We start from the raw sequence: 22,753 nt of genomic DNA, 5'->3' as shown, positions 1-22,753 counted from the left end.
ATGGACGTCATGCTAGGGCACGCCACCTGCAGCGGTCGGTCCGAGGGCACAGGGTCTGGCACTCTGTCGTCTGAACAGTTCCGCCCCGTCCGCCGACCTCAGGAGAACGCATGAGCCGCACAGCGCGCGACCGCGGCAGACGGGATGCCTCCGTCCCTGTCTCCGGGATGGCTGTGCTGATGTTCGTGGCAGCTCTCGTGCTGTGGGGAGGGCTCACTGCAGCGTGGGCTGAGCCGACGCAGGAGCCGGCAGCAGCGCCGGACCATGCCTACCAGGCCATCGGCCCGGCGGTCGTCGGCGCGGGCTCCCAGGCTCAGGCGCCGCTGCTGCTGCCGGGGATCCATCTGGACACCTTCGCCCTCGGGGCGCAGAGCGACGAGGAAGACTCCGGCACCACGAAGTACTACCGCGTCGCGGTGGCGAACGGGCAGCGGGTGCACGCCGCGGCGACGATCGCCGCTCCGCCGTACGTCGATGGGGTGCCCGGAAGCACTGACGAGCTGGGGCTGGGAGTCACCTTCCTCACTGCGGGCGGTGATGCGTGCGAGGACAGCGGGATCGATGACGTCGGTCAGTGGCAGACGGGCGACGGCCCAATCACCTCGAGCGTCGTCTCCGGTGTGATGAGCTTCGACGGCTGCCCGGGTGAGGAGCTCTTCCTGCGGGTCACCCGCACGGGATCGCGGGCGAACGACAGCCCCCTCCCGGTCGAGATCCAGATCGCGATCGAACCCGCCGGGGTGGGCGGCGGTTCCCCCGCGGTCACCGAGGAGGTCGAGGACGCGGGTGCTGCCCCGGTGCCGCCGACCCAGGACGAACCGTTCGAGGCCGGCCGTTCCTTCGCGACGGCGCCTGAGGTGGCCCCCGGCTCCTACGTCCTGGAGCTGGTACCGGGGGAGGCGGACCTGGTGCGGATCCCGGTCCAGGAGGGACAGCGCCTGCGCTGGCGCGTCGAGGTGACGTCCCAGCCCGAGGGTGCCGGTGAGCTCGCCCTCGGCGTCTCCAACGCCGTTCGTGAGCAGGTGACCGTGGGTGGCGGCAGCTGGCGGATGACCTCTGATGACCGGGTGGCAGGAGGGGGAATGACCACCCCGGTAGATCGCGGGAACCGCAGCTCCGAGCTGTCGTCCGTCGCCTCGGCCTGGCTCCCGGGCATGCACACCGTCACGCTGCAGCGACTGCAGCGCGCTGCCGATGCGGAGCCGGCCGGGGACGAGCCCGTCACCGTCGTGCTCACCCTCGAGGTGGAGGGCGACCCGGCCGAGAACGCGCCCGAGGGCTCAGTGCTCGAGCTCGGGGAGACCACCCTCGAGCACGGCCCTCTGGCCGCTCTCGGGATCGAGACCTCATGGGGACGACTGGCCCTGTTCGCCGGTGCCGGGGTGCTCACGGTGCTGGGCCTGCTGTCGGGTATCGCGGGCGTGCTGGTGCTGCGCCTGCGGAGGCGTTAGCTGCTCCACGCCTCCCAGAGCCGTGCGTAGTCCCCGCCGCGGGCGACCAGCTCGTCGTGGGTGCCCTGCTCGACGACCGCGCCGTCGGCCATCACCAGGATGCGATCGGCGATCCGTGCCTGGGAGAGCCGATGCGCCACGATGATCGTGGTGCGTCCCCGAGCCACCTCGAGTGCGGCGCGCTCGAGCACCCGGGCTCCTGAGGAGCCCTCGTCGGCCGTGGCCTCGTCGAGGATCAGCACCGCGGGATCGCGCAGGGCGATCCGGGCCAGGGCCAGCTGCTGGGACTGTTCGGCGGTGAGCCGGGCACCCTTCTCGCCCACCTGGGTCTCCAGGCCCTGGGGGAGCCGGTCCACCCAGGTGAGTGCATCGACCCGGCCCAGCGCGTCCCGCAGCTCCTGATCAGTGGCCTCGGCAGCCGCGAGCTTCAGGTCCTCCCGCAGTGTCCCGCGGAACACGTGGACGTCCTGGCTGACGATCGAGGCGTGGGACCTCATCGCCTCGAGGTCGGCGTGCACGAGGTCCGCACCGCCGTGGAGCACCCGGCCGTGACGCGGCTCGAGGGTGCCGGCGAGGATCGCGGCGAGCGTGGACTTGCCGGCACCGGAGGCGCCCACCAGCGAGATCGTCTCCCCGGGGGCGATGTCCAGATCGAGCGGCTGCAGGATGATCCGTTCGACGCCCTCCTCGTCGGAGGTGTAGGCGTGGGACACCTGCTCGAGCCGGATCGAGGCGTCGGCGGGGCGTTCGGTGCCGGGGGAGGCGGCGGGATCGATCGAGGTGATCACCCCGACCATCCGGGACAGGCTCGCGAGCGCCGACTGCACCTCATCGAGATTGAAGATCACCGACATCATCGGCCAGAACAGGGTGACCAGGTAGATCGCGGCGGCGGTGACCAGACCCACCGGCGCCCCACCGACCTGCACCATCACGAAGCCCAACAGGAGCACCATCGCCAGTGCCAGGTTCTCCGGCACGTTCAGGCCCATCACCAGACGGCCCACCAGGTACATCACGCGCATGTTGAGCACCGAGGCGGTCTCCGAGAGCACCGCCACGTGGCGGGTCTCGCGCCGTTCGATGCCATAGGCATGGACGGTGGGGATCCCGTGGATCGCCGAGAGCAGGCCCTGGGCACGGGCCCCCATCGCGATCCGCTCCCGCCGATAGATCGGGGCGGTGCGGCGCAGGTACCAGGTCGCGGCGAGCACGTACATCGGCACGATGATGACCACCATCAGCAGCAGCCAGGGCGACAGGGTCGCCATCCCCACCAGCGTGATCAGGACCAGGAAGCCGAGCTGGATCAGGTTCGGCACCAGGTTGTTGACCGCCCGCGCGGCGACGTCGACGTCGTCGGCCACCCGTGAGAGGGCATCGCCGATGCCGGTGCGCTCCATGGTCTGCGCGGGCAGGTCCAGCGCCCGATCGATGACGTCCTCGCGCATCCCGGCCAGGATGCGCTGGCCGAGCGCCGAGATCATCGCCCAACCGAGCGCCATGAGTACGGCCTGGATGATGCCGACGCCCAGGATCTGGCCGCCCAGCATCCACACCTGGTCCTTCGACCCGCCGTTGACCACCACGTCCACGGCCGCGCCGATCAGCCGTGGCAGGAACGCGGCGGCGACCGCGCCGCCGACGGTGATCAGGAGGGTGAGCAGCGCCGAGGCCCAGTGCTCCCGCAGCCGGGCGGCGATGAACCGCAGGGAGGTGCGGGCGTCGGCGATCGGCAGCAGCTGCGCATGCTCGGCGAGCTGCCGTCGTGCAGTCGCGTCGTCCCCCAGCACCTCATCCAGCGGACGCTTCCAGTCGATGTCGCTCATCGTCGCACCACCTCCGCATAGGCCTCGATCCCCATCAGGTCGGTGTGCGCGCCCTCAGCGGCGACCGCTCCGTTCTGCATGAACACGACCCTGTCCGCCTCGCGCAGCAGCGCCGGTGCGCGGGTCACCAGCAGGGTGGCCCGGTCGGTGCGACGGCGCGCGGCGATCAGCGCCTCCGCGATGTTCTGCTCGGTGACGGCGTCGACTGCGGTGGTGGGGTCGTGCAGCACCAGCACGGGTGCATCTGCCGCCACCGCCCGGGCCAGGGCGATGCGCTGGCGCTGCCCTCCGGAGAGGTTCGAGCCGCGGTCCAGGATGCGGGTGTCATAGCCGTCGGGCAGGATCCGCAGCAGATCCTGCGCGCCGGCGGCATGCAGGGCGTGGTCAGCCCAGGTGCCGTCGGCGCCGTCCGTGGTGCCTGCGGGCGCGCGGGTGGCCAGCTGCTCGCGCAGGGTGCCGTCGAAGAGATCCACGACATGCGGCTCGACCAGCAGCTCGGAGCGCAGCGTCAGCCGGTCGGCAGGCGTGATCGGCGTGGTTCCCACGCGCGCCCCGGCATCGACCCGGCCGCTGACCGCATCGATCGCGGCCTCCGCATCACGGGCATCCGCACAGGCCAGCGCGACGACCTCGCCGTCGGCGACGGAGAGCTGCGGTAGCTGCAGGCCACCCGCGGCGCCCCGACGGCCGACGTCGGTCCCGGCGGCAGTGCTGGCGACATCGCCGCGATCATCGCGCTGGACGGTGAGCACATCCAGGCCCAGCTCCGGATCGTCGACCGTGCGCCGCAGGTCCGTGTACAGATCCCGCACCCGTCGCGCCGAGGTGGACATGCTCGCCCACCACACCGGCGCGCCGGACAGCCCCTGGAGCATGCCCATCACGTAGCGGGCGACCCCCACGACCGCGATCAGCACCCCGAGGGCGAGGGCACCGTCGAGGGCGCGGAGCGCGGCGAGCACCACCACGGCGGCGAGCATGGTGCCGGTGACCAGGGTGGTCAGGCCGGAGGAGATCCCTGAGTAGCGGGCATTGACCAGTGCCGCCTGCAGCGCGATCTGGGAGCGCCGACGGTAGGTGGCCCGGGCGCGGCTCTGCACGCCCAGCCCCTGCAGCACCCGCAGCCCGTGGACCAGGTCGGTGGCGGTGGCGGCGGCCTCCGCGGCCTGGGACTGCTGATCGTCGTAGCGGGCGGACAGGGTCGGGGTGATCACCCGGATCACCACCACCATCACCACGATGCCGCACAGCATGGCCAGCCCCAGCCAGAGATCCGACACTGCCAGGTACACGGAGGCCGCGAGCACCGCGATGGTGGAGGGGACCACCCAGGGGAGCATGTCCAGCAGATCGGAGGCCTTGTCCGCATCCGACGTGGCGATCGAGAGCACCTCGCCGGCGGGGCGCTGCACCGCACGCGATCGAGGGTCGAGCACCGCCCCGGTCAGGCCTACGCGCAGGCGATGACGCTCGAACATGCACGCCTTCTGCGACTGCAGGAACGTCCAGACCCACAGCAGCACGCCGAGGATCCGCATCGCGATCAGGCCCAGTGCGCCGAGCACCGTCAGGCGCAGATCCCCGGCCAGGACGCCGTGATCGATCACCAGGCCCAGCACGATCGGCATCAGCAGCTCGATGCCCTCGGAGAGCGTCGCCAACGGCAGCACCACCGACAGCATCCGGCGATGGTTGCGGACGATCGAGCGCATCACCCCGGGCGCCGAAGCACGGGGCAGAGCGGGGGCCGCGACGGAGGCGGGACGGGAATCGAGCACGCATTGATCAAACCCGTCCTCCCAGCGCAGTGCAATGTTTTTTGGCATGCAGGAGGTGTCGCCCCGGTCACCTCTCTGACGTTTCCGCACAGGTCGACCGCGAATGACAGAATGGTGGCATCGCACCCGAGTCAAGGAGACCGTATGAGTGAGCGCACCGTCGAGCTGTTCGTCGACCCCGCCTGCCCCTTCGCGTGGATGACCAGTCGCTGGCTCGGCCACGCCGCCGAGGTCCGTGACATCACCCCGCGCTATTCCGTGATGTCGCTGGCAGTGCTCAACGAGGGCCGCGACCTCGATGCGGATTACCGGCGCAGCACCGATCAGTCCTGGGGCGCCGCACGACTGTCGATCGCGATCGATGAGGCCGAGGGGAATGCCGCGTTCGCCCGCTGGTACACCGCGTGGGGCGAGCGCTACCACGTGGGCGGGGACCAAGACGATCGCCGCCGCGTCGCAGAGCAGGCGCTGGCCGATGCCGGGCTGCCCGCCACCCTGATCGAGGCCTACGACAACGTCCCCGGTGACGCCGTCGACAAGGCCCTGCGCGCCTCGCACGAGCGCGCCATCTCGCTGGTCGGGGACGATGTCGGCACCCCGGTGATCTCCTTCGGGAAGGGCACCGCCTACTTCGGTCCGGTCATCTCGCCCGCGCCCCGGGGTGAGGATGCCGGGAAGCTCCTCGACGCGATGGAGGCCCTCTCCACCATTGACGGCTTCTACGAGCTCAAGCGCACCCGCACCGGCGGCATCGACTTCAGCTGACCCGTCCCGTCCTCCGTGTCTTCCCCGACCTCCCACCGGTCAGCTCGGCCGGCGCCGGCAGTCCCTGCAGAAACTCCGAAAGCGAGACCCTCCATGCGCGTGCACATCGGCACCGACCACGCCGGATTCGACCTCAAGAACCGCCTCGTGGCGGTGCTTGAGAACAAGGGGCACGAGGTCACCGATCACGGTGCCCACGAGTACGACGCCGTCGATGACTACCCGCCGTTCTGCACCGACGTCGGCCTCGCGGTGGTCGCGGACCCGAAGTCCCTGGGCATCGTGATCGGCGGCTCCGGCAACGGTGAGCAGATCGCCGCGAACAAGGTGCAGGGCGTGCGGGCGGCGCTGGTGTGGAACGAGGACACCGCACGGCTGGCCCGCGAGCACAACGACGCGAACGTCATCTCCGTCGGCGCGCGCCAGCACACCGAGGAGGAGCTGGAGACCCTGATCGACATCTTCCTCGCCGAGCCCTTCTCCGGTGAGGAGCGCCATCAGCGACGGATCGATCTGGTGGGCCTCTACGAGCGCACCGGCGGCTACGAGAAGTCCGCTGCTCCTGCTGCCGACTGATGCCTGAGGGTCACACCGTCCACCGACTGGCCGCAGCCTTCGACCAGGCCTTCGGTGGGCAGCGGGTGCGCACCTCGAGCCCGCAGGGACGATTCTCCGACGCCTCGCAGCTGGACGGGATGGTGCTGCTGGGCGCTGAGGCGGTCGGCAAGCACCTCTTCCTGCCCTTTGCACCGACGGAGGACGTCGACCGCGACTCCCCGGCGGTTCGGCACGTCCATATTCATCTGGGGCTGTACGGCTCCTGGACCTTCGCCGGTGAGCCGGGCTTCACCGACGCTCACGCGATCGGCGCGCCGCGACTGCGGATCGGTGAACAGGAAGAGCAACTGGACGGAGAGGAAACGGGCCGCGGGGGCACCGCCGACTGGCGCCGCCTGGTGCCGCGGCCGACGGTCCGGCTGCGGATCGCCGGGCCGCAGGGCCTCGCGGACCTCACCGGGCCCACGGCCTGCGAGATCATGGACGCGCAGGAGCGGCAGACGGTCCTGGACCGGCTGGGCCCGGACCCCTTGAGGGCCGACGCGGACCCGGCGCGCTTCATCGGCGCCGTGCGCCGCTCCCGCACCACCATCGGCGCGCTGCTGATGAACCAGAAGATCGTGGCCGGGATCGGGAACATCTACCGTGCCGAGCTGCTGTTCCGGGCTCGCCTGGACCCCTTCGTGCCCGGGAAGGATCTGAGCACCGGGATGCTCGAGGAGATGTGGGAGGACCTGGTCGCGCTGATGACCTACGGCGCCCGCACCGGCAGGATCGTCACCACCCAGCCCGAGCACCGCGACCTCGAGGCCCGCATCGTCGAGCGCTCCCGTGGCACCCGCCAGAACGGGGACGAGGACCCGGACGTGATCTCCCGCGAGCGGTCCTTCTACGTCTACCACCGCCAGACTCTGCCCTGCCGGCTGTGCGGCACCACGGTGCGCTCGACGGATCTCGCCGCCCGGACCGTGTTCTGGTGCCCGCGCTGTCAGAGCGTCCGCAGCCGCCGCGCGAGCTGGAGCCGTGAGCACCCGGCGGCGCCCTGGGCGCTCACCCCCGGGAACGCAACCGAGGAAGCTGCATGAGCACCGCGATGCCCCCGCCACCCGCCGCGACCGCCGAGGGGATGCTCCCCGTCGGCGACGTCCACGAGATCTTCTGGGAGGAGTCCGGCACCGCCGAGGGCGTCCCCACCCTCTACCTGCATGGCGGCCCGGGAGGTCGGCTCACCCCCGGCTACCGACGGAACTCTCCCGCGGACCGGGCCAGGATCATCGGCCTGTGCCAGCGTGGCGCCGGCTGCTCCACCCCGTCGCCTGGGGTTCCCGGCCCGGTCGATCTCACGGGCCACACCACCGCCCACCTGGTGGCCGACCTCGAGGCGCTGCGTGAGCACCTCGGGATCGACGCCTGGATCGTGCAGGGCGTCTCCTGGGGCAGCACCCTCGCCCTCGCCTACGCCCAAGCTCATCCCGAACGGGTGCTCGGCGTGGTGCTGTTCGCCGTCACCTCCACCTCCCGGCGCGAGATCGAGTGGATCACCGAGGGAGTCGGCGCCCTCTACCCCGAGGCCTGGGACACGGTCGCCGCCCTCGCCGAGCACCACACCGGCTTCGACCGTCGCGACCACGGCTCGCAGCGGCTCCGACTCATCGAGGCGTATCGGCAGATGCTCACCGGAGCGGATCAGAACCTGGTCGACGACGCCGCCCGCGCCTGGATGACCTGGGAGGACGCGCACATCGGGATCGGCGGGGGAGGACCCTCCACCGCGCATGCCGGGGCCGGTCACGAGCCGATGACCGAGTACGAGCGCGGCTTCGCCCGTCTGGTCGCTCACTACTGGGCGCACGACGGGTTCGTCGCCGACTGGGCCGTGCCATGGGGCGGCGAGCCCGGCAGCGGCCTCCTCGGCGGGATGGCTCGGCTGGCGGGCATTCCCGGGGTGCTGATCCACGGGCGCCGCGATGTGTCCGGCCCTGCCCTGACCGCTTGGGAGCTCCACCGCGCCTGGCCCGGCAGCGAATTGATCATCATCGAGGACGAGGGCCACGGCGGACCGCTGATGGTGGAGCACTGGCGCACCGCCGTCACCCGGATGGTCGACGCACAGCAGGTGCCGCCGCAGTAACCTTTCTGCCATGCCAGTTCCCGACCCCTCAGGTGCCGTGCTGCGCCACGCCGCGCTCGCCGATATCGACCCCTGCACGCTGTATCTGCTCGTCAAGCTCCGCCAGGACGTCTTCACCCTCGAGCAGCACGCGACGGATGCTGATCTGGATGGTCGGGAGCTCGACCCCACCACGACGCTCATGTGGCTCGAGCGTGCGATCCCGCGTGCCCCGGCCGCAGAGGTTGCCGCAGAGGTGTTGGGAGCTCCGGGTGAACCGGTGGCGCACCTGCGGGTGCTCAGGGAGCCCGGCGGCACGGTGCGGATCGGCCGGGTGGCAGTGCGCGCCGATTACCGACGCGGTGGTTACGGCCGTCAGCTGATGGCCGGGGCGCTCGCGCATGCTCGGGAGGTCGCGCCGAGGGCCGAGGTGCACATCGACGCCCAGGCCTACCTCGAGCAGTGGTACGCCGCGATGGGCTTCGAGTCCCTCGGCGGGCTGTTCATGGAGGCTGGGATCGAGCATGTGGCGATGGTGCTGCGGCCGGATCGCGGCTGAGGCGTCGGGCGCGGCGTTCGGGCAAGCGTCCCGTCCCTGCCTACTTCCCGCGCGACTCAATCTTCTCCCGCGACTCAGTCTTCTCCCGCGGCTCGGCCTTCCCCCCGTGACTCGATCAGCGCCACGATCTCCTCGCGCTCGAAATATCTCGCGGTCTCCAGGGCGCTCGGGGTGCCCAGCCCCGGATCGGCGCCAGCGCCGAGCAGGACCTCCGCGACCGCGGTGAAGCCCTTGAAGGCGACGCCCGCAAGCGGTGACTGACCGCGATCATTGCTCAGGTCCACGTCCGCCCCGCGGACGGCCAGCTCACGCACCAGCTCGGCATGGCCGTGATAGGCAGCGAGCATCAGCGGAGAGTTTCCGGCGCCATCGCGGAGATCCACCGGGGCGCCCTGGTCGATGAGCGAGAGCAGGGTCACGGAGTCGCCGTTGCGGGCAGCATCGAGCAGGGAGTGGGCCAGCTCGATCACGGCGTCATCGGTGGCAGAGTCGTTATCCGTCATTGCACGAGAGTACTGCGGGCCGCCAGAGGACGCCGCGGGCTACCATCCGCTCATGGAGGCAGAATCGAGTGAGCGTGCGGCGGGGACAGGGGCGCTGCGACCCCTCACGCCGGCTCTGGCGGAGCGCTACGGGGTGAAGCCCCGGAGGCGAGTCAGTACGTGGCTGATCGGGTTGGCGGCGGTGCTTGCTGCCGGGGTCGCCATAGTCGGCGAGGCAGGAGCAGCCGGCGTGCTGGCCGCGCTCTCCTGGGCGCTGCTGCTGGCCTGGGCGGATCGGCGCGCACGACGGCCGCTGGTGTTTCTCCTTGGAGCTCTGCTCGCGATGCTGGTGGCACTGCTGCTTCCGCTGGGACGCCACCTGCCCGAATTCTTCGCCGACCCGCAATGGATCCCCTTTGCTGTCATCTACATCCTGTTCGCTTTCGGCGGCGTGATCCCTTGGATCGTGACGCCCGTGGTGACGTATCTGTGGTTCGCTCGCACGAGGCGTATTCGATAGCTCAGGCCTGCAGGTCGATGTGTCACGGGCCGGATGTGTCCTGGTCGTCCGTCGGTCTTCTCGGCAGCTCAGAGGCACAGGCTCGCGCAGCGCTCACCCCACCAGCATCTCCGCGAGCAGCGGCCATACGGCGAGCCCGAGCGCGATCGTGACGCCCAGCAGGTCCGCGCGCCGCAGCGGGCTCGGCAGCGCCCAGGTGCGGGTGGTCGCGGTCGCGAAGCCTCGTGAGTCCATGGCGAGGGCCTGCTGCTGGGCGCCGCGCAGGGCATCGACCAGCAGGGCCAGGGTGGCTCCGGCCAGCATTCTCGGGGAGGTGCGGGTGCCGATCCCGCGCAGCACCCGGGCATGGGTGATGATCTCCCACTGCCGGCCCAGATGGCCGGCGCGGACGAGCCCTGCGACCGAAGCGGCGATCATGCGGGCGGGCATCCGCAGCCTGCCTCCGAGGGCGTCGCCCAGCGCCGTGGGGTCCACGCTCCCGAGCGCCAGCACCCCGGGCGCGACGAACACGGTGATGCGTGCGGCCTCCTTGGCGCCGAGCAGCCAGGCCTCGGCGGAGAGGGAGGGGGCGTCGCCCAGCAGAGCGGAGGTCCAGGCCAGGCCTGCGGCCGAGAGCAGGATCGGAGTCAGCCGCAGCAGACCCCCGCGCACGGACCGCACCGCAAGTGGCGCCAGCAGCACGATCGGGAGCAGGGCCAGGAGCCCGCCCTGCCAGGACTGCACCGCGAAGGAGCCGATCGCGGCGAGGATCCCGATGAGGCTCAGCACCAGCGGATTCAGTGCGTCGGCGGGAATCGTGCGAGCGCGGGGGACCGGGCCGATGGTGCGATCGGGGCTCTTGCTGCCAGATCCGCCGTCCTCAGCATCCGGCCCGCTCAGGCGGTGCTCGACGTCTCCCTGCGCGATCAGCTCTAGGTCGTGGGTGGCCGCCATCACAGCGCAGCCCTCGGCTCGCGCGGCGGCCAGCAGCTCGAGCACCGCCGCATGGCGCGCCGCGTCCAGTCCCACGGTGGGTTCGTCCAGCACCAGCAGGCGAGGCTTCTGGGCGAGGGCGGCGATGATCGCGAGGCGTCTCTGCTCCCCGCCGGAGAGGGTGTGGGGGTTGGCCTGGGCGAGGTCGCTCAGGCCCGCTCGCTCCAGGAGCTGATCGGCGAGCTGCTCGTCGCGTGCCCAGGGGGAGGCGAGCACCTCCTCGCGCACGCTGCCGGCGACGAAGGAGTGCTCGGGGTTCTGGGGCACGAAGGCGACGTGCTCGGGCGCGGGCCGCTCCACGCTCCCAGCGGACGGGGCGGTCAGACCGAGCAGCATGCGCAGCAGCGTGGTCTTGCCGCTGCCGCTGGGGCCGGTGATCACGCACAGCTCTCCGCTGCGCAGCTCGAGGGTCAGATCGTCGAGCACGGCCAGGCCGCCCCGCTGGGCATCGATGCCCCGCAGGGCCGCGATCACGGCGCCCTCGTGCTGCGCGCGGGGAGCCGAGCGGGTGGGTGCGGCGGGGGAGGCGGTCATGCCGGCTGCGATCTCGTGGGGCGGGCCGTCGGCCACGATCTGTGCCTGCTCACCGAGCACGATCAGGCGCTCCACGTGGTCCAGCCACGGTGCGAGCCGGTGCTCGGCGACCACCAGGGTGCGGCCCGCCGCGGTGGCCAGGATCGACTCGCGCACCGCAGCGGCGGTGGCTTCATCGAGCATCGACGTCGGCTCATCCAGCAGCAGCGCCGAGGGATCCAACGCGAGCGATCCCGCCAGGGCCAGGCGCTGCTGCTGCCCGCCGGAGGCATCCAGCGGCGCACGGTCGGAGGGGAGATCCACCAGCGCCGCATCGAGCGCCGCGGTGGTGCGGGCCTGGATCTCCGCACGTGGCAGGGCGGCATTCTCCGGGCCGAAGGCCGCCTCCCGGCCGACGGTCGCCGCGACCAGGGCGTCCAGAGGGTTCTGCAGCAGCAGGCCCCGCTCGCCGGGGCGGGCGGGGCCGGGCGCGCTGCCGGTCAGCTCTCCGGTCTCCTCGTCCAGGAGACCGGCCAGGGCCCGCAGCACGGTGGATTTCCCGCTGCCGCTGGCCCCGGCCAGCAGCACGCGCTGCCCGGCGGGGATCTCCAGGTCGAGGTCGAGGACGGTGGGCTCGGCCCGCGTGTACGGCTGCCAGGTGAGCCCTCGCAGGGACAGGTCCGTCACGCCCGGGCGTCGTCCGGTGCCATGCGCTCAGCCTGTGATCCAGCAGATCCTCCGGAGGGCGATGCGGCTCGTACCCGCTGGGCGCGCTCCCTGCCCGCCGGCATCGAGTCCAGAGCCCCGGTGGCGGCCAGGGCACGGCTGGCGGCCCATCCCAGCACGCCGCACAGCAGCGCCCCGGAGAGCAGGAAGAAGCCGAGCATCACGAGGGAGTAGGTCCAGCTCATCTCCTGGTAGTAGGCGAACTTCTCCCAGCCCCACTCCAGCAGGGCCGAGAGCATCCCGCCCAGCATCGCGACCGGCAGCGTGAAGCGCTGGTAGCGGAAGGCGAGGAACGCGAGCTCCACCCCGCCGCCCTGCATCAGGCCGGAGATCGCCGTGCCCCAGCCCCACTGGCTGCCCAGCAGCATTGACAGCACGGCGGCGATCATCTCGGCCAGCAGCGCAGCGCCGGGCTTGCGCACGATCAGGGCGGCCAGGACGGCAGGCAGGAACCAGATCCCGGCCAGGAGTCCCTCGGCGGGTTTGAAGGCTGCGGTGAGCGGCCCGATCAGGGTGTACAGCTGGCCGTACCCCAGGAATGCGACACCGAAGGCGGCGCCGATCAGAACCGTGACCAGCAGATCTACGGTGCGGAAACGAATCATCACTTCTCCTTCCTCAACGGAAGGGGCGTCCAGCACCGATGGTGCCGCACGGATATCCCGACTCCCTACGCCGGTGTGAGCCGGATCAGGTTCGAGGGTCTGCGCCTGGTGCGCACTCTCAGCACCGCTCGGTGCTCCCCTGTCAGTGGATGACAAGGAGCCACTCTACCCCAACGGGCGCCCTGACCGGGGCCGCGGGGGCATCACCGAGCAGCAGCCCCGGCGCCGTGGCGGCACCCGCTCAGAGGCGGGCGCGGATCGCCTGGTCGACGGCCTCGGCCGTCGCCTGAGGATCGACCGGCGAGATGATGAAGTGGGTGGAGCCGCGGCCGATGATCTCGACCATCAGGCCGGGCCGGGTGGCCATCACCCGGTAGGCGGCGCGCGGCTCGTCCACGGTGAAGACCTTCCGCTTCCCGACAGGGGTGAGCTCCTGGGCGTGGGGTGTGAGCACGGTGCCGCGCCGCCACCCGTAACCGCCGAGGGTCACCCCGGCGCGTGACGAGGGCAGCTCTCGCAGCTGCACGGTGCGGAACTCCGACAGCGGCCACGGCCTGCGCGGCAGGAAGCCGCCCAGGCTCACGGTGAGGCCGTGCTCATCCACGATGAAGCGCGTCCACTGCCCCATCCAGGTCCACACCGCCAGGGCGAGGAACAGCGCCGCCACCAGGAGAACTCCCGGCAGGCTGGAGCGCTGGGACATCAGCAGCACAAGGATCACGCCGAACAGCAGGGTGATCCCGATCCTGGTCCAGCCGATCCAGGAGGGCCGGGTGCGCCCCACATAGAACGGAGGTTCGGGCCTCACCAGATCGTCACCCGCTCCTCCGGCGCGCGGTACATGGCGTCACCCTCAGTCACCGCGAAGGCGGCGTGGAACTCCTCGAGATGGCCCACCACCGTGTTGCAGCGGAACTCCATCGGCGCATGGGGGTCCACAGCCAGCCGACGGATCGCCTCCTGGTCACGGTTCTTCCCGCGCCACACGGTGGCCCAGGACCAGAACACGCGCTGCAGCCCGGTGAATCCGTCGAGCTCGACGTCGATGTCAGCGGCGTCGTGACTTGCCAGGTAGGCCTTCACAGCGATCGAGAGACCGCCCAGGTCGCCGATGTTCTCGCCTATCGTCAGCGCGCCGTTGACGCGATGGGACTCGTCGAGATCACGGGGGGAGAGCTCGGAGTACTGGGCGATGAGCTGTGCGGCACGGGTGTCGAAGGCCTCGCGGTCCTCGGGAGTCCACCAGGAGATCAGGTTGCCGTCGCCGTCGTACTTGGAGCCCTGGTCATCGAAGCCGTGGCCCACCTCATGCCCGATCACCGCGCCGATCCCGCCGAAGTTCACCGCGTCGTCCGCCTCCGCATCGAAGAACGGCGGCTGCAGGATCGCGGCAGGGAAGACGATCTCGTTCCGGCCGGGGTTGTAGTAGGCGTTGACCGTCTGCGGAGTCATGTGCCATTCGGTCTCGTCGATCGGGCCGCCCACCTTCGCGTACTCGATGGCCGCCTCGAAGCGGCGGGAGGCGCGGGCGGTGGCCACCAGGTCGCCGGGGACGATCTCGAAACCGTCGTAGTCGCGCCACACCTCGGGATAGCCGATCTTCGGCGTGAACTTCTCGAGCTTGGCGAGCGCCTTCTCGCGGGTCGCCGGAGTCATCCACGGCAGCTGCTCGATGGAGTCGCGGTAGGCGTCCATCAGCGCCTCGACCAGCTCGGTCATCCGCTCCTTGTGGGAGGTGGGGAAGTGGCGGGCGACGTACTCGCGGCCGACGGCGAAACCGGCGGCACCTTCGACGAAGGCGACGCCGCGCTTCCAGCGCTCCCGCAGCTCCTCAGCACCGGAGAGCACGCGGCCGGAGAAGGCGAAGTTCTCCTCGACGAGCGCGGCCGGCCCGTAGGGCGCGTAGGAGGAGACGGCGTGGAGGGCGAGCCAGGTGCGCAGCACCGCGAGGTCCTCTCCCGCCAGCAGCTCCGCCGCGGCGGAGACGTACTCGGGCTGGCTCACGGAGACCACCTCGAACGCCCGCGCCGGAGCGCCGGTGCCCTCGATGTAGGCCTCCCAGGGGAAGGCGGGGGCGAGCTCGCGGCGCGCGGCGGAATCCATCGGGTTGTAGGACTTCTCCCGATCGCGCAGACGGACCACGTCCACGTGGCAGCCGGCCAGGCGAGTCTCGAAATCCATCACGGCGCGGGCGAGGTCCTCGGCGCCGCCGGCGACCAGCCCATCCCTGCCGGGCAGTCCGGCGAGATCGCAGAGGCGGGCGAGGTGGCCCTCGTACGCCTCGCGGATCTCGGCGTAGCTGTCCTCGCGGTAGTAGGACTCATCCGGCAGGCCCAGCCCGCCCTGATGGATCTTGACCTGGTAGTTCGTGGAGTCCCGGTCGTCGGTCCAGACGTAGGACAGCAGCGCCGAGGCCCCTGAGTCGGGCGCGGCCATGGTGCGGGTGACGGCCTCGAGGTCGGTGGTGGAGGTGATCGTGTCGAGCAGCTCGTCGAGCACCCCGAAGCCGGCCTTCTCGATCGCGTCGGTGTCCATGAACATCCGGTACAGGGCGCCCACACGGCCATGGTCGGTGGTCGGGACCTCGCCGCTCGGCGCGTCGGTCGCATCCGTCGCCGCCTCCTCGATGATCTCCCGCACCCGCTCCTCGGAAAGATCCCGGAGGGCATGGAAGGCGCCGTCGCTCGAGCGGTCCGCCGGCATCTCGTGCTCGCGCAGCCACCGCCCGTTCACGTGACCGAACAGGTCGTCCTGGATGCGGACGGACTCGTCGACCTGGTCCAGGGAGAGGCCCGAGAGGCGGGTCGTGGAGGTGGGGGCAGTGGTCATCATCGGCTCCTGCGAGGGGTGAGGGGTACGAGTGAAATGCGAAGTGCGGGGAAAGATGCTCAGGGAGCAGGAGCTCAGAAAGCACCCATCCCGAGCGCGGCGAGGGCCACGGTCAGGACTCCGAGGGCGAGCGGAGCATAGGCCCAGGGGGTGCGAGAGCGTTCAGCGGGGGCACGGCGCTGGAGCACCAGGGTGGACAGCCCGGTGCCGATCGAGAGCACCGCAGTGCCGATCACCAGCACCGGTGAGAGGATCACCAGCACGGTCGCGCCGACCTGGAAGAGCACGGTGCCGAGCACGTCCAGCAGCCGCATGACCACCGTGGAGCGGGCTCCGACCCGCTGCGCCAGCAGGGTGGAGATCGCAGCCTTCGACCAGTCACCGGGGCGGGCGATCCGCTGCCGGGTGGTGATGGTCTGCGCGGTGGCGAGGACCAGCCAGACCAGCGCGCAGCCGGCACCGATCCAGATGCCCAGCTCAGTCCGGATGTCCCCCGGCCACAGCAGTATGGCCAGCAGCACCGTGGCGACGCGCAGCAGCTCGTCGACGACGCTGCGCACGGCGAGCAGGCCGGGGTTGATCGCCAGCTGCTTGCGGGTGCGCGCCACGAACAGGCTGGTGGCGACCAGCGAGATCAGCTGGAGAGCGCCGAGGGCGAATCCGAGCAGGAGCGGAGCGGGGCTCACGGGCGCGAACGGCAGGATCGCGACGAGCAGCAGGATGCCGAGTGCGGGGATCAGCAGCGCCTGGATCGACAGACCCTTGACGAGATCCCGGACCAGATCTGCACCCGTGGGCGGGTGGTCGTGGCCGGTGTGGTCGTGGGGGTCGTCACAGTGCGGTGCGGGCGCTGCGGGCGAGTCGGTCATGAAGCTCCTTCTGGGTCCCCACCAGGGTAGCGGGATGGACGCAGGTGAGGTCGTCCAGCGGGGGTGTGGAACCATGGGGGCGTGGCGACGGATGCGATGAACACCAGCGAGGCGGGCCTGTCCGCCGCTCAGCGGCAGCGTGCGATCGGCGCTGTCGTGGCGGCCGCGACGGGCGATGCGCTGGGCGCCCCGTACGAGTTCCAGCCGCCCGTGCTCGACTCCGAGGAGATCGGCATGATCGGCGGCGGCGTGCTGGGCTGGCAGCCGGGGGAGTGGACCGACGACACCGCGATGGCGATCGTGGTGCTCGAGGCGTCCGTGGCGGCGTCGGACCGACATGACCTGCGTATCGACACGGCGCAGGACCACATCGCGCGCGAGTGGTACTCGTGGTCGCTCGGCACCCCCGACATCGGCACCCTCACTTCCCAGGTCGTGCGCGCCGCTGCTGATCTTGCCCGGGTGGACGGCCACTACGCCCCGCGGGCCAAGGATTTCCGCGCGGCCGCTGCCTCGACGTTCGAGGAGCTGCCGGCCTCCGCCGGGAACGGCTCGCTGATGCGTGCGCACGCCTCGGTGCTCCCCTATCTGCTCTCGCCTGTCGAGGATGCGGTCGAGGCCATCGAAGCAGTGTGCTGCTTGACACACGTGCATCAGGACACGATCGAGGCCTGCGTCCTGTGGGGGCTGGCCGTACGGCACGCGGTCCTCACCGGCGAGGTCGATGTGCGCGTGGGCCTGTCCGAGCTGCCTGAGGAGAGCCGCCAGCAGTGGGTCGAGCGGATCGAAGAGGCCGAGGAGTCGACGCCCGCGATGTTCCGCCGCAACGGATGGGTGGTCGGTGCCTTCCAGGCCGCCTGGGCGGCGATCTCGGGAGTCTCGCCGATTCCTGAAGGGAAGTTCGATCAGCGCGATGCCCTGGTCGCAGCCCTCGAAGCGGCCGCACGCTCCGGTTATGACACCGATACGGTCGCCTGCATCACCGGCTCTCTGATCGGCGGCGCGCTCGGCTACAAGGCGGTGCCGCCGGAGTGGCGACGCACGCTGTTCGGCTGGCCCGGGTACGAGATGGATGAGCTCAAGGGCCTGGTCGAACGGGTGATCGCCCCGATGGTCCCCGACCACGCGGAGGACGTGTGAGGCCGGTGTCCGCGACTTCACGACCGGCGGCTTCTCAACAGGCCCCCTGGGCTCTGCGGATCCTCACCTGGAACCTGTGGGAGCTGCGAGGGGACCTGTCCGCTCTGATCGAAGCCGTCCAGGATCTGCAGCCCGACGTGCTGCTGATCCAGGAGGCTCCGCGCTTCGTGCTGCCGACGGCGCGACTGCGCTGGTTCGCACGGCAGATCGATCGCCGGATCCTGGTCGGCGGCGCAGGCGGCCGCGGGCTGGCGATCCTCGCGACCGACGAGGTGGCGGCGCAGGTGATCCGGCGCGGTGCGCACCCGGTCGCGCAGACGGTGTCGGACCTGAACTCCACCTACCCGCGCGGGGTCGCTGCGGTGCGGCTCTCCGTGCCGGGCGGAGGAGCGGTGGTGCTCTCCTCGACGCACCTCGCGCTCCAGGAGGACAACCGGATGCGACATGCCGAGCATCTCGCGGCACTGGTGCGGGGAGCGGGAGCCCCCGTCATCGTGGGAGGGGATCTCAACGAGACGGCCAGCGGCAGTGCACGGCGCTTCCTCGCGCCGCTGCTGACTGATCCGGCTGACCAGGCCGAGCACACTTTCCCTGCAGCCTCCCCGGCGAGGCGGATCGACGCGATCCTGACCACCGCTGGGGTGACCGTGCAGGAAGCGCGTGCAGTGCGAGCCACCGAGCGGGTGAGCGAAGAGCGGCTGTCGGGAGCCTCCGATCACCTGCCGACGCTGCTGAGCATCTCGCTCTGACGCCGGGAGGCTGACGCTGAGCGTCAGCGACCCACCGCAGCCCCTCCCGCGGCCCAGCGCAGCCCCGTCAGCGGCCCAGCCGTAGCCCCGTCCGCAGCTCGACGACATCCTCCTGGCCCCCCACGTGGCGGATGGCGATGCCCCCGGGGACCTCACCCACGACGGTGAGCTGGGTCCGGTAGGCATCAACCGCACGGCGCACAGACTCAGCGGATGCCGGATGCTCGCGCCAGAAGAAACCGTCGGCCCCGGTCCTGGCCCCGTCCCCGCCTCCGGACCCGGCAGACACAGACGCTGCCTGTCGGTCGCTCGGTTCCGCCGGGGCCCCGCTGGCGACCTCCACCATGGGCGTGCCGGTGCGGGCGCAGGCGCCAGCGGTGACGTGGTGGGCGCGCACGTGGTCCGGGTGCCCGTAGGTGCCGGCGTCGTCATAGCCGATGACCGCATCGGGCTGCAGCTGGGTGATGAGTGCCGCGAGGTCCTCGACGGCGTGTTCGAGGGGGCGATGGGAGAAGCTGTCGGCACCTGCGGTCTCGGAGGGGCCGGCCAGGCCCTCGCGCACCCACTGCATGCCTGAGTCGCGGTAACGCCGCGGCTTCGCCCCTGAGGCGAGAGCGGGGGCGGTGCCGAGCCAATGCCGCTCGAGGATCCCCAACGCGCGGGTCGCCGCCTCGATCTCGTGCTCTCGGATCTCCTCGATCGGGCGGGGGTCGTCGGCGGCCACTGATCCCGTGACGATCTCGCCCTCCTCCCCGCGTGTGGCCGTCACCAGCACCACCTGAGTGCCGGCGGCGACCAGGGAAGCGAGCAGCGCGCCAGTGGAGAGGGACTCGTCATCGGGATGGGCGTGGACCGCGAGGACCAGCCGAGCCGAGTCCAGCAGCTCCCAGGGGTCGACGGCGAGGGCAGCGGCGGGGAAGGCAGCGGGAGCATTCATGACGTCTCCTCGGCGGCACGATCTTCGAGCAGCCGGGAGTACTGCGACTCGAGGATCCGGGCTGTGGCCTCCCAGGTGCGGGTGGCGGCGAACTCGCGGGCGGAGCTGACGGCATCGCGGTAGCCGTCGGCGTCCCGCAGCAGGGACTGCAGCGTCTCAGCCCAGACATCGGGGTCACGGCTGTCCAGCACCAGCCCTGCGGGGTCGACGGCCTCCTGCACTCCGCCGGCGAAGCGCCAGGCGAGCACCGGGGTACCGCTGGCCTGCGCTTCGAGGGCGACGAGTCCGAAGGTCTCCGACCAGCTGGTCAGCAGCAGAGCTCCCGCGCAGCGCATCGTCTCGGCGAGCTGGTCACGATCCAGCGATCCCACGAAGTCGATCTGGTCCTCGATGCCGAGGTCCCGAGCCTGAGCTCGCAGCTGCTCGGCATAGCCCGCGAAGTCCTGCGAGACGCCCCCCGCGAGCACCAGGCGGGCTCCGAGCTCACGAGGCAGATGCGCGAGGATCTCGAGGGCGAGATCCGGACCCTTGAGCGGCTGCAGACGTGCGGTGAACAGCAGCGTGGGGCGCTCCCGCCGCTCGGTGAGATCCGAGCAGGGACGGAACCGATCGATATCCACCCCGGGGCGCACGACGGTCAGCCTCGATCCCGGCACGCCGTAGCGCTCGCCGATCGTGCGCGCCTCGGCCTCCGAGACGGCGACCACCAGATCAGAGCCGGTGGCGACGAACTGCTCTCCCGGGATCCTCCCGGAGGACTCAGCAGGCTCACCGGCCTCCAGCGTGCTGGATCCCTCGGGAGCGGCCACGGAGTGGAAGGACTGCAGGTGGGGGATGCCCAGCTCACGAGTAAGGGGCAGCGCGGCGACCCCGCTGAACCAGTGGTGGGAATGGATGAGGTCCCAGTCCACTGCGCGTGGTCCCTCACTCGCGTCGCTGCTCCCGTTCCCGTTTCCGTTCCTGTTCCCGTTCTCGTCCGGGTTCCCGCTACCGCTCCCGTCCCTTTCCTGGCCAGGTGCACAGTCGGTGAGGGCTTCGCGCAGGGCCGCACGGAAGGGGGTGATCGTCTGCTCCATCTCGCTCTTGGCGAGAGGGGAGGCAGGGCCCGCGTCGAGGTGGAACAGACGAACCCCGTCGGCGATCTCCACCACGGCTGGGGCGGCGGGGTCGGTGCGGCGCGTGAACAGATCGACGTGATGGCCCAGACGGGCGAGTGCCAGTGACTGCTCGAGCACCACAACGTTCATGCCGCCGGCGTCCGCTCCTCCGGGAGCCTCGAGCGGCGAGGTGTGGAGGGAGACCGCAGCGATGCGCAAAGAGGTGGCCGACATGCCCGCCATCCTAGGCGCGCCGGACGGTGCTTTCTTGTTCGAGCTTGTTCTAGTGCACAGCGGCGGGGCGGGGGAGCAGTGGACACGAGGGCCTTGTGTTCGCCCTAGACGAAACTTGGGGCGGCTTGCGTCACGGGAAGTTGAAACGGGCAACAACAAGGTGGGAGTCTGAAACGCATGGAGACGGCGGAGAAGGTTGACTGGGCTGCGTTGAACGCCCACGCGGCGGGCCGTCCTGCCCGCCGATTGGTGTCGAAGGCGATCGCTGCAGCGGGGGGTTCCCGGAGGCCGGGGACCGTGCTCGACCTCGGTGCCGGCGCGGGAGCGGATTCTCTTCAATTCGCACGCCAGGGCTGGACCGTGCACGCCTACGACAGCGACGACACTCTCGCCGCCCGGCTCGTGGAGAACGAGCGGATGACCGGCTCGGTGCAGTTCCACCACAGCGATATCGCGACCGTCCCTGCCTTCCCTTCTGCTCAGATCGTCTACTCGACGTACACGCTCGGCCTGCTGGGTCCGGCCGCGCTGCCGGGAGTCTGGCGGAAGCTGGTCGATGCGCTGCCTCGCGGAGGCGTGATGGCGGTCGACTTCTTCGGCACCAACGATTCGTGGGCGGAGCGCCCGGACGTGGCGACCCTGCCGCTCGAGCAGATCGACGCGATGTTCCGCGGCTTCCAGGTCATGGACCGTTCGATCCGCGACGAGGACGGACGATTCCTGGCCGACAAGAAGCACTGGCACGTCATCACGACCCTCGCTCGCAAGCTGCACTGAGCCAGTTCTTCTGGGGTAGCTTTTCTGGGCCGGTTGCACCGGGCCAGCCGAGGGTCACCGCGCGGGAGAGGATCTCGCGCTGAGCATCCCGACCCCATCGAGCACCCGGTCACGCAGATCCGCGTGCTCGTTCGTCATCGCGAGATCCATCATCAGCTCCGACGCCACGCGCCACCCTTGCCCAGGGAGGGCCCGGCGCAGCTTGTAGAGATGCAGTGCGCGCCGTACCAGCACCGGCGACGTCGCACGAGCTGCGGTGCGACCATGCAGCGCCTGGCGCAATGACGTTCCCAAGGCGTCAGCATCATGGAGCGCTGTATTCGCCCCGTGCCCGAGGTTCGGCGCCATGGCATGCGCGGCATCGCCCAGCAGCACGACGTTCTCCCGCACCGGACTGAGCGCCGGTGCGGTGTGGATCCCGTGGACGAGTGTGCAGTGCGCAGTGGCGGCTCTGAGAACCGCATCGATCTCCTCGCGATGACCGCCCACCACGTCGTGCAGGTGCGCGAGGTCCTCGGCACGCGAGTCAGTGCGATGCTCCGGCACGCAGGCGAACCAGTTGGTGCGATTGCCGGGCAGCGGGGTGATGCCGAACAGCCATCCGCGACCCCAGGTCTCGGAGATCTCCGGCGGGGAGAGCTCTGTGATGCCGCGCAGGACGGTCATTCCGTGCGATCGAGCCTCCGGGGTGCAGGGCCATCCAGAGCGGCGTACCAGGGAATGGACGCCATCTGCGCCGACCAGGAGGTCCGCTCCCGCGCGCAACGGACGGACGTCCTCGATACGCCGACGTACGAGGTGCACGGTGGGTGGGAGCGCCTCGAACAGGATCCGCACCAGATCGGAGCGCGAGATGAGCACGGCGTCACCAGCGGGCATCGTCAGCAGGATGCGCCCGTCGGCCGCTCGCAGCGTGCCGGATTCGGGGGCTGCGGCCACGGCTGACACCTCCTCCCACACCCCGAGACGTTCAAGCGCCCGTCGCGCCGCGCTGAACAGGACCAGCGCTGTGCCGACAGCGGGGATCGTGAAGCTCTCGTCGACCAGCTCTACGCGGTGACCGTCTGCAGCGAGCCGGATCGCGGAGGCCAGCCCGGAGACTCCCGCACCGAGGATGCGGACCGTGAGCACTGGCGGCATGGAAACGACTCCGGAGTCGAGGGAGGGCAGGTGACATCCAGCCCCATCGTAGAGAGCTGGGTCAAGTCCCGGGAAGTGGTGTAGCGCTCCTTCGATGAGAGGGGTCAGGCTGT

21 protein-coding genes and 1 riboswitch are annotated in these 22,753 nt (G+C 70.6%); of the genes, 10 read left to right on the top strand and 11 right to left on the bottom strand.

The genetic code is table 11. The annotated features are described in order from the left end of the window. Nucleotides 1–110 precede the first annotated feature (110 nt). Nucleotides 111–1,451, top strand: coding sequence for a hypothetical protein (locus ACTH43_RS06635; protein WP_441444136.1), 1,341 nt, complete (start codon nucleotides 111–113; stop codon nucleotides 1,449–1,451). On the opposite strand, the gene ACTH43_RS06630 is transcribed toward ACTH43_RS06635, so the two are convergent. Further along, nucleotides 1,448–3,280 (bottom strand): ABC transporter ATP-binding protein, encoded by a 1,833-nt coding sequence (locus tag ACTH43_RS06630; RefSeq protein WP_441444135.1) that lies wholly within the window; start codon nucleotides 3,278–3,280, stop codon nucleotides 1,448–1,450. The two genes, ACTH43_RS06635 and ACTH43_RS06630, sit on opposite strands and share 4 nt — an antisense overlap. Beyond that, nucleotides 3,277–5,106 carry an ABC transporter transmembrane domain-containing protein gene (locus ACTH43_RS06625; RefSeq protein ID WP_441444134.1) on the bottom strand — a complete coding sequence of 610 codons (1,830 nt, stop codon included), beginning with the start codon at nucleotides 5,104–5,106 and terminating at the stop codon, nucleotides 3,277–3,279. Before ACTH43_RS06625 ends, ACTH43_RS06630 begins: the two co-directional genes overlap by 4 nt. Nucleotides 5,107–5,202: 96 nt before the next feature. Between ACTH43_RS06625 and ACTH43_RS06620 the strand changes: the two genes are divergently transcribed. The 5 genes from ACTH43_RS06620 (at nucleotide 5,203) to ACTH43_RS06600 (ending at nucleotide 9,050) form a co-directional block, all read left to right on the top strand. Next, entirely contained in the window at nucleotides 5,203–5,823 is a 621-nt protein-coding gene (locus tag ACTH43_RS06620) for a mycothiol-dependent nitroreductase Rv2466c family protein (protein ID WP_441444133.1), read from the top strand. A 93-nt stretch (nucleotides 5,824–5,916) separates the two neighbouring features. Beyond that, entirely contained in the window at nucleotides 5,917–6,399 is a 483-nt protein-coding gene (locus ACTH43_RS06615) for a ribose-5-phosphate isomerase (protein ID WP_441444132.1), read from the top strand. Beyond that, nucleotides 6,399–7,466 carry an Fpg/Nei family DNA glycosylase gene (locus ACTH43_RS06610; RefSeq protein WP_441444131.1) on the top strand — a complete coding sequence of 356 codons (1,068 nt, stop codon included), beginning with the start codon at nucleotides 6,399–6,401 and terminating at the stop codon, nucleotides 7,464–7,466. The genes ACTH43_RS06615 and ACTH43_RS06610 overlap by 1 nt, the downstream gene beginning before the upstream one ends. Beyond that, nucleotides 7,463–8,512, top strand: coding sequence for an alpha/beta fold hydrolase (locus ACTH43_RS06605; RefSeq protein WP_441444130.1), 1,050 nt, complete (start codon nucleotides 7,463–7,465; stop codon nucleotides 8,510–8,512). The genes ACTH43_RS06610 and ACTH43_RS06605 overlap by 4 nt, the downstream gene beginning before the upstream one ends. A gap of 10 nt (nucleotides 8,513–8,522) precedes the next feature. Further along, nucleotides 8,523–9,050, top strand: coding sequence for a GNAT family N-acetyltransferase (locus tag ACTH43_RS06600; RefSeq protein ID WP_345077883.1), 528 nt, complete (start codon nucleotides 8,523–8,525; stop codon nucleotides 9,048–9,050). A 74-nt stretch (nucleotides 9,051–9,124) separates the two neighbouring features. Here the strand turns inward: ACTH43_RS06600 and ACTH43_RS06595 are convergent, their stop codons facing one another. Then, on the bottom strand, nucleotides 9,125–9,553 hold the full coding sequence (locus tag ACTH43_RS06595; protein ID WP_345077886.1) for an ankyrin repeat domain-containing protein: 429 nt from the start codon (nucleotides 9,551–9,553) through the stop codon (nucleotides 9,125–9,127). Between the two features lie 52 nt (nucleotides 9,554–9,605). Between ACTH43_RS06595 and ACTH43_RS06590 the strand changes: the two genes are divergently transcribed. Further along, nucleotides 9,606–10,052 (top strand): hypothetical protein, encoded by a 447-nt coding sequence (locus tag ACTH43_RS06590; protein ID WP_441444129.1) that lies wholly within the window; start codon nucleotides 9,606–9,608, stop codon nucleotides 10,050–10,052. A 93-nt stretch (nucleotides 10,053–10,145) separates the two neighbouring features. On the opposite strand, the gene ACTH43_RS06585 is transcribed toward ACTH43_RS06590, so the two are convergent. From ACTH43_RS06585 to ACTH43_RS06565, 5 genes are all read right to left on the bottom strand, one after another. Further along, a complete protein-coding gene (locus ACTH43_RS06585; RefSeq protein ID WP_441444128.1) occupies nucleotides 10,146–12,224 on the bottom strand; it encodes an ATP-binding cassette domain-containing protein in 2,079 nt (692 codons plus the stop codon). Continuing rightward, nucleotides 12,221–12,868 (bottom strand): ECF transporter S component, encoded by a 648-nt coding sequence (locus tag ACTH43_RS06580; RefSeq protein WP_441444127.1) that lies wholly within the window; start codon nucleotides 12,866–12,868, stop codon nucleotides 12,221–12,223. Before ACTH43_RS06580 ends, ACTH43_RS06585 begins: the two co-directional genes overlap by 4 nt. A gap of 45 nt (nucleotides 12,869–12,913) precedes the next feature. After that, a riboswitch (TPP riboswitch) is annotated at nucleotides 12,914–13,019 on the bottom strand. A 90-nt stretch (nucleotides 13,020–13,109) separates the two neighbouring features. Continuing rightward, nucleotides 13,110–13,676, bottom strand: coding sequence for a hypothetical protein (locus tag ACTH43_RS06575; RefSeq protein ID WP_441444126.1), 567 nt, complete (start codon nucleotides 13,674–13,676; stop codon nucleotides 13,110–13,112). Next, nucleotides 13,673–15,697, bottom strand: a complete 2,025-nt coding sequence (locus ACTH43_RS06570) for a M13 family metallopeptidase (RefSeq protein WP_441444203.1) — start codon at nucleotides 15,695–15,697, stop codon at nucleotides 13,673–13,675. The genes ACTH43_RS06575 and ACTH43_RS06570 overlap by 4 nt, the downstream gene beginning before the upstream one ends. A 74-nt stretch (nucleotides 15,698–15,771) precedes the next feature. Beyond that, on the bottom strand, nucleotides 15,772–16,566 hold the full coding sequence (locus tag ACTH43_RS06565) for a hypothetical protein (RefSeq protein ID WP_441444125.1): 795 nt from the start codon (nucleotides 16,564–16,566) through the stop codon (nucleotides 15,772–15,774). Nucleotides 16,567–16,647: 81 nt separating this feature from the next. Here ACTH43_RS06565 and ACTH43_RS06560 point away from each other — a divergent pair, with 81 nt between their 5' ends. Continuing rightward, entirely contained in the window at nucleotides 16,648–17,706 is a 1,059-nt protein-coding gene (locus tag ACTH43_RS06560) for an ADP-ribosylglycohydrolase family protein (protein ID WP_441444124.1), read from the top strand. 5 nt (nucleotides 17,707–17,711) lie between these two features. Continuing rightward, nucleotides 17,712–18,455, top strand: coding sequence for an endonuclease/exonuclease/phosphatase family protein (locus tag ACTH43_RS06555; protein WP_441444123.1), 744 nt, complete (start codon nucleotides 17,712–17,714; stop codon nucleotides 18,453–18,455). Nucleotides 18,456–18,522: 67 nt separating this feature from the next. On the opposite strand, the gene ACTH43_RS06550 is transcribed toward ACTH43_RS06555, so the two are convergent. After that, nucleotides 18,523–19,392 carry a PIG-L family deacetylase gene (locus ACTH43_RS06550; RefSeq protein WP_441444122.1) on the bottom strand — a complete coding sequence of 290 codons (870 nt, stop codon included), beginning with the start codon at nucleotides 19,390–19,392 and terminating at the stop codon, nucleotides 18,523–18,525. Further along, nucleotides 19,389–20,723, bottom strand: a complete 1,335-nt coding sequence (locus tag ACTH43_RS06545) for a glycosyltransferase (protein WP_441444121.1) — start codon at nucleotides 20,721–20,723, stop codon at nucleotides 19,389–19,391. Before ACTH43_RS06545 ends, ACTH43_RS06550 begins: the two co-directional genes overlap by 4 nt. Before the next feature lie 177 nt (nucleotides 20,724–20,900). On the opposite strand from ACTH43_RS06545, the gene ACTH43_RS06540 reads away from it, so the two are divergent. Further along, complete coding sequence (locus ACTH43_RS06540; protein ID WP_441444120.1) at nucleotides 20,901–21,500, top strand: class I SAM-dependent methyltransferase; 600 nt, start codon at nucleotides 20,901–20,903, stop codon at nucleotides 21,498–21,500. Between the two features lie 54 nt (nucleotides 21,501–21,554). Here the strand turns inward: ACTH43_RS06540 and ACTH43_RS06535 are convergent, their stop codons facing one another. Further along, the gene (locus tag ACTH43_RS06535) at nucleotides 21,555–22,640 is read right to left on the bottom strand and encodes an FAD-dependent monooxygenase (protein WP_441444119.1); all 1,086 of its coding nucleotides are present in this window, start codon (nucleotides 22,638–22,640) and stop codon (nucleotides 21,555–21,557) included. Nucleotides 22,641–22,753 lie beyond the last annotated feature (113 nt).

Origin of the sequence: Brachybacterium sp., from assembly GCF_052095815.1 — a bacterium.
Lineage (GTDB): Bacteria > Actinomycetota > Actinomycetes > Actinomycetales > Dermabacteraceae > Brachybacterium.
Note: the sequence above shows the minus strand (reverse complement) of the source record. Positions and strands in the feature narration are given on the sequence as shown.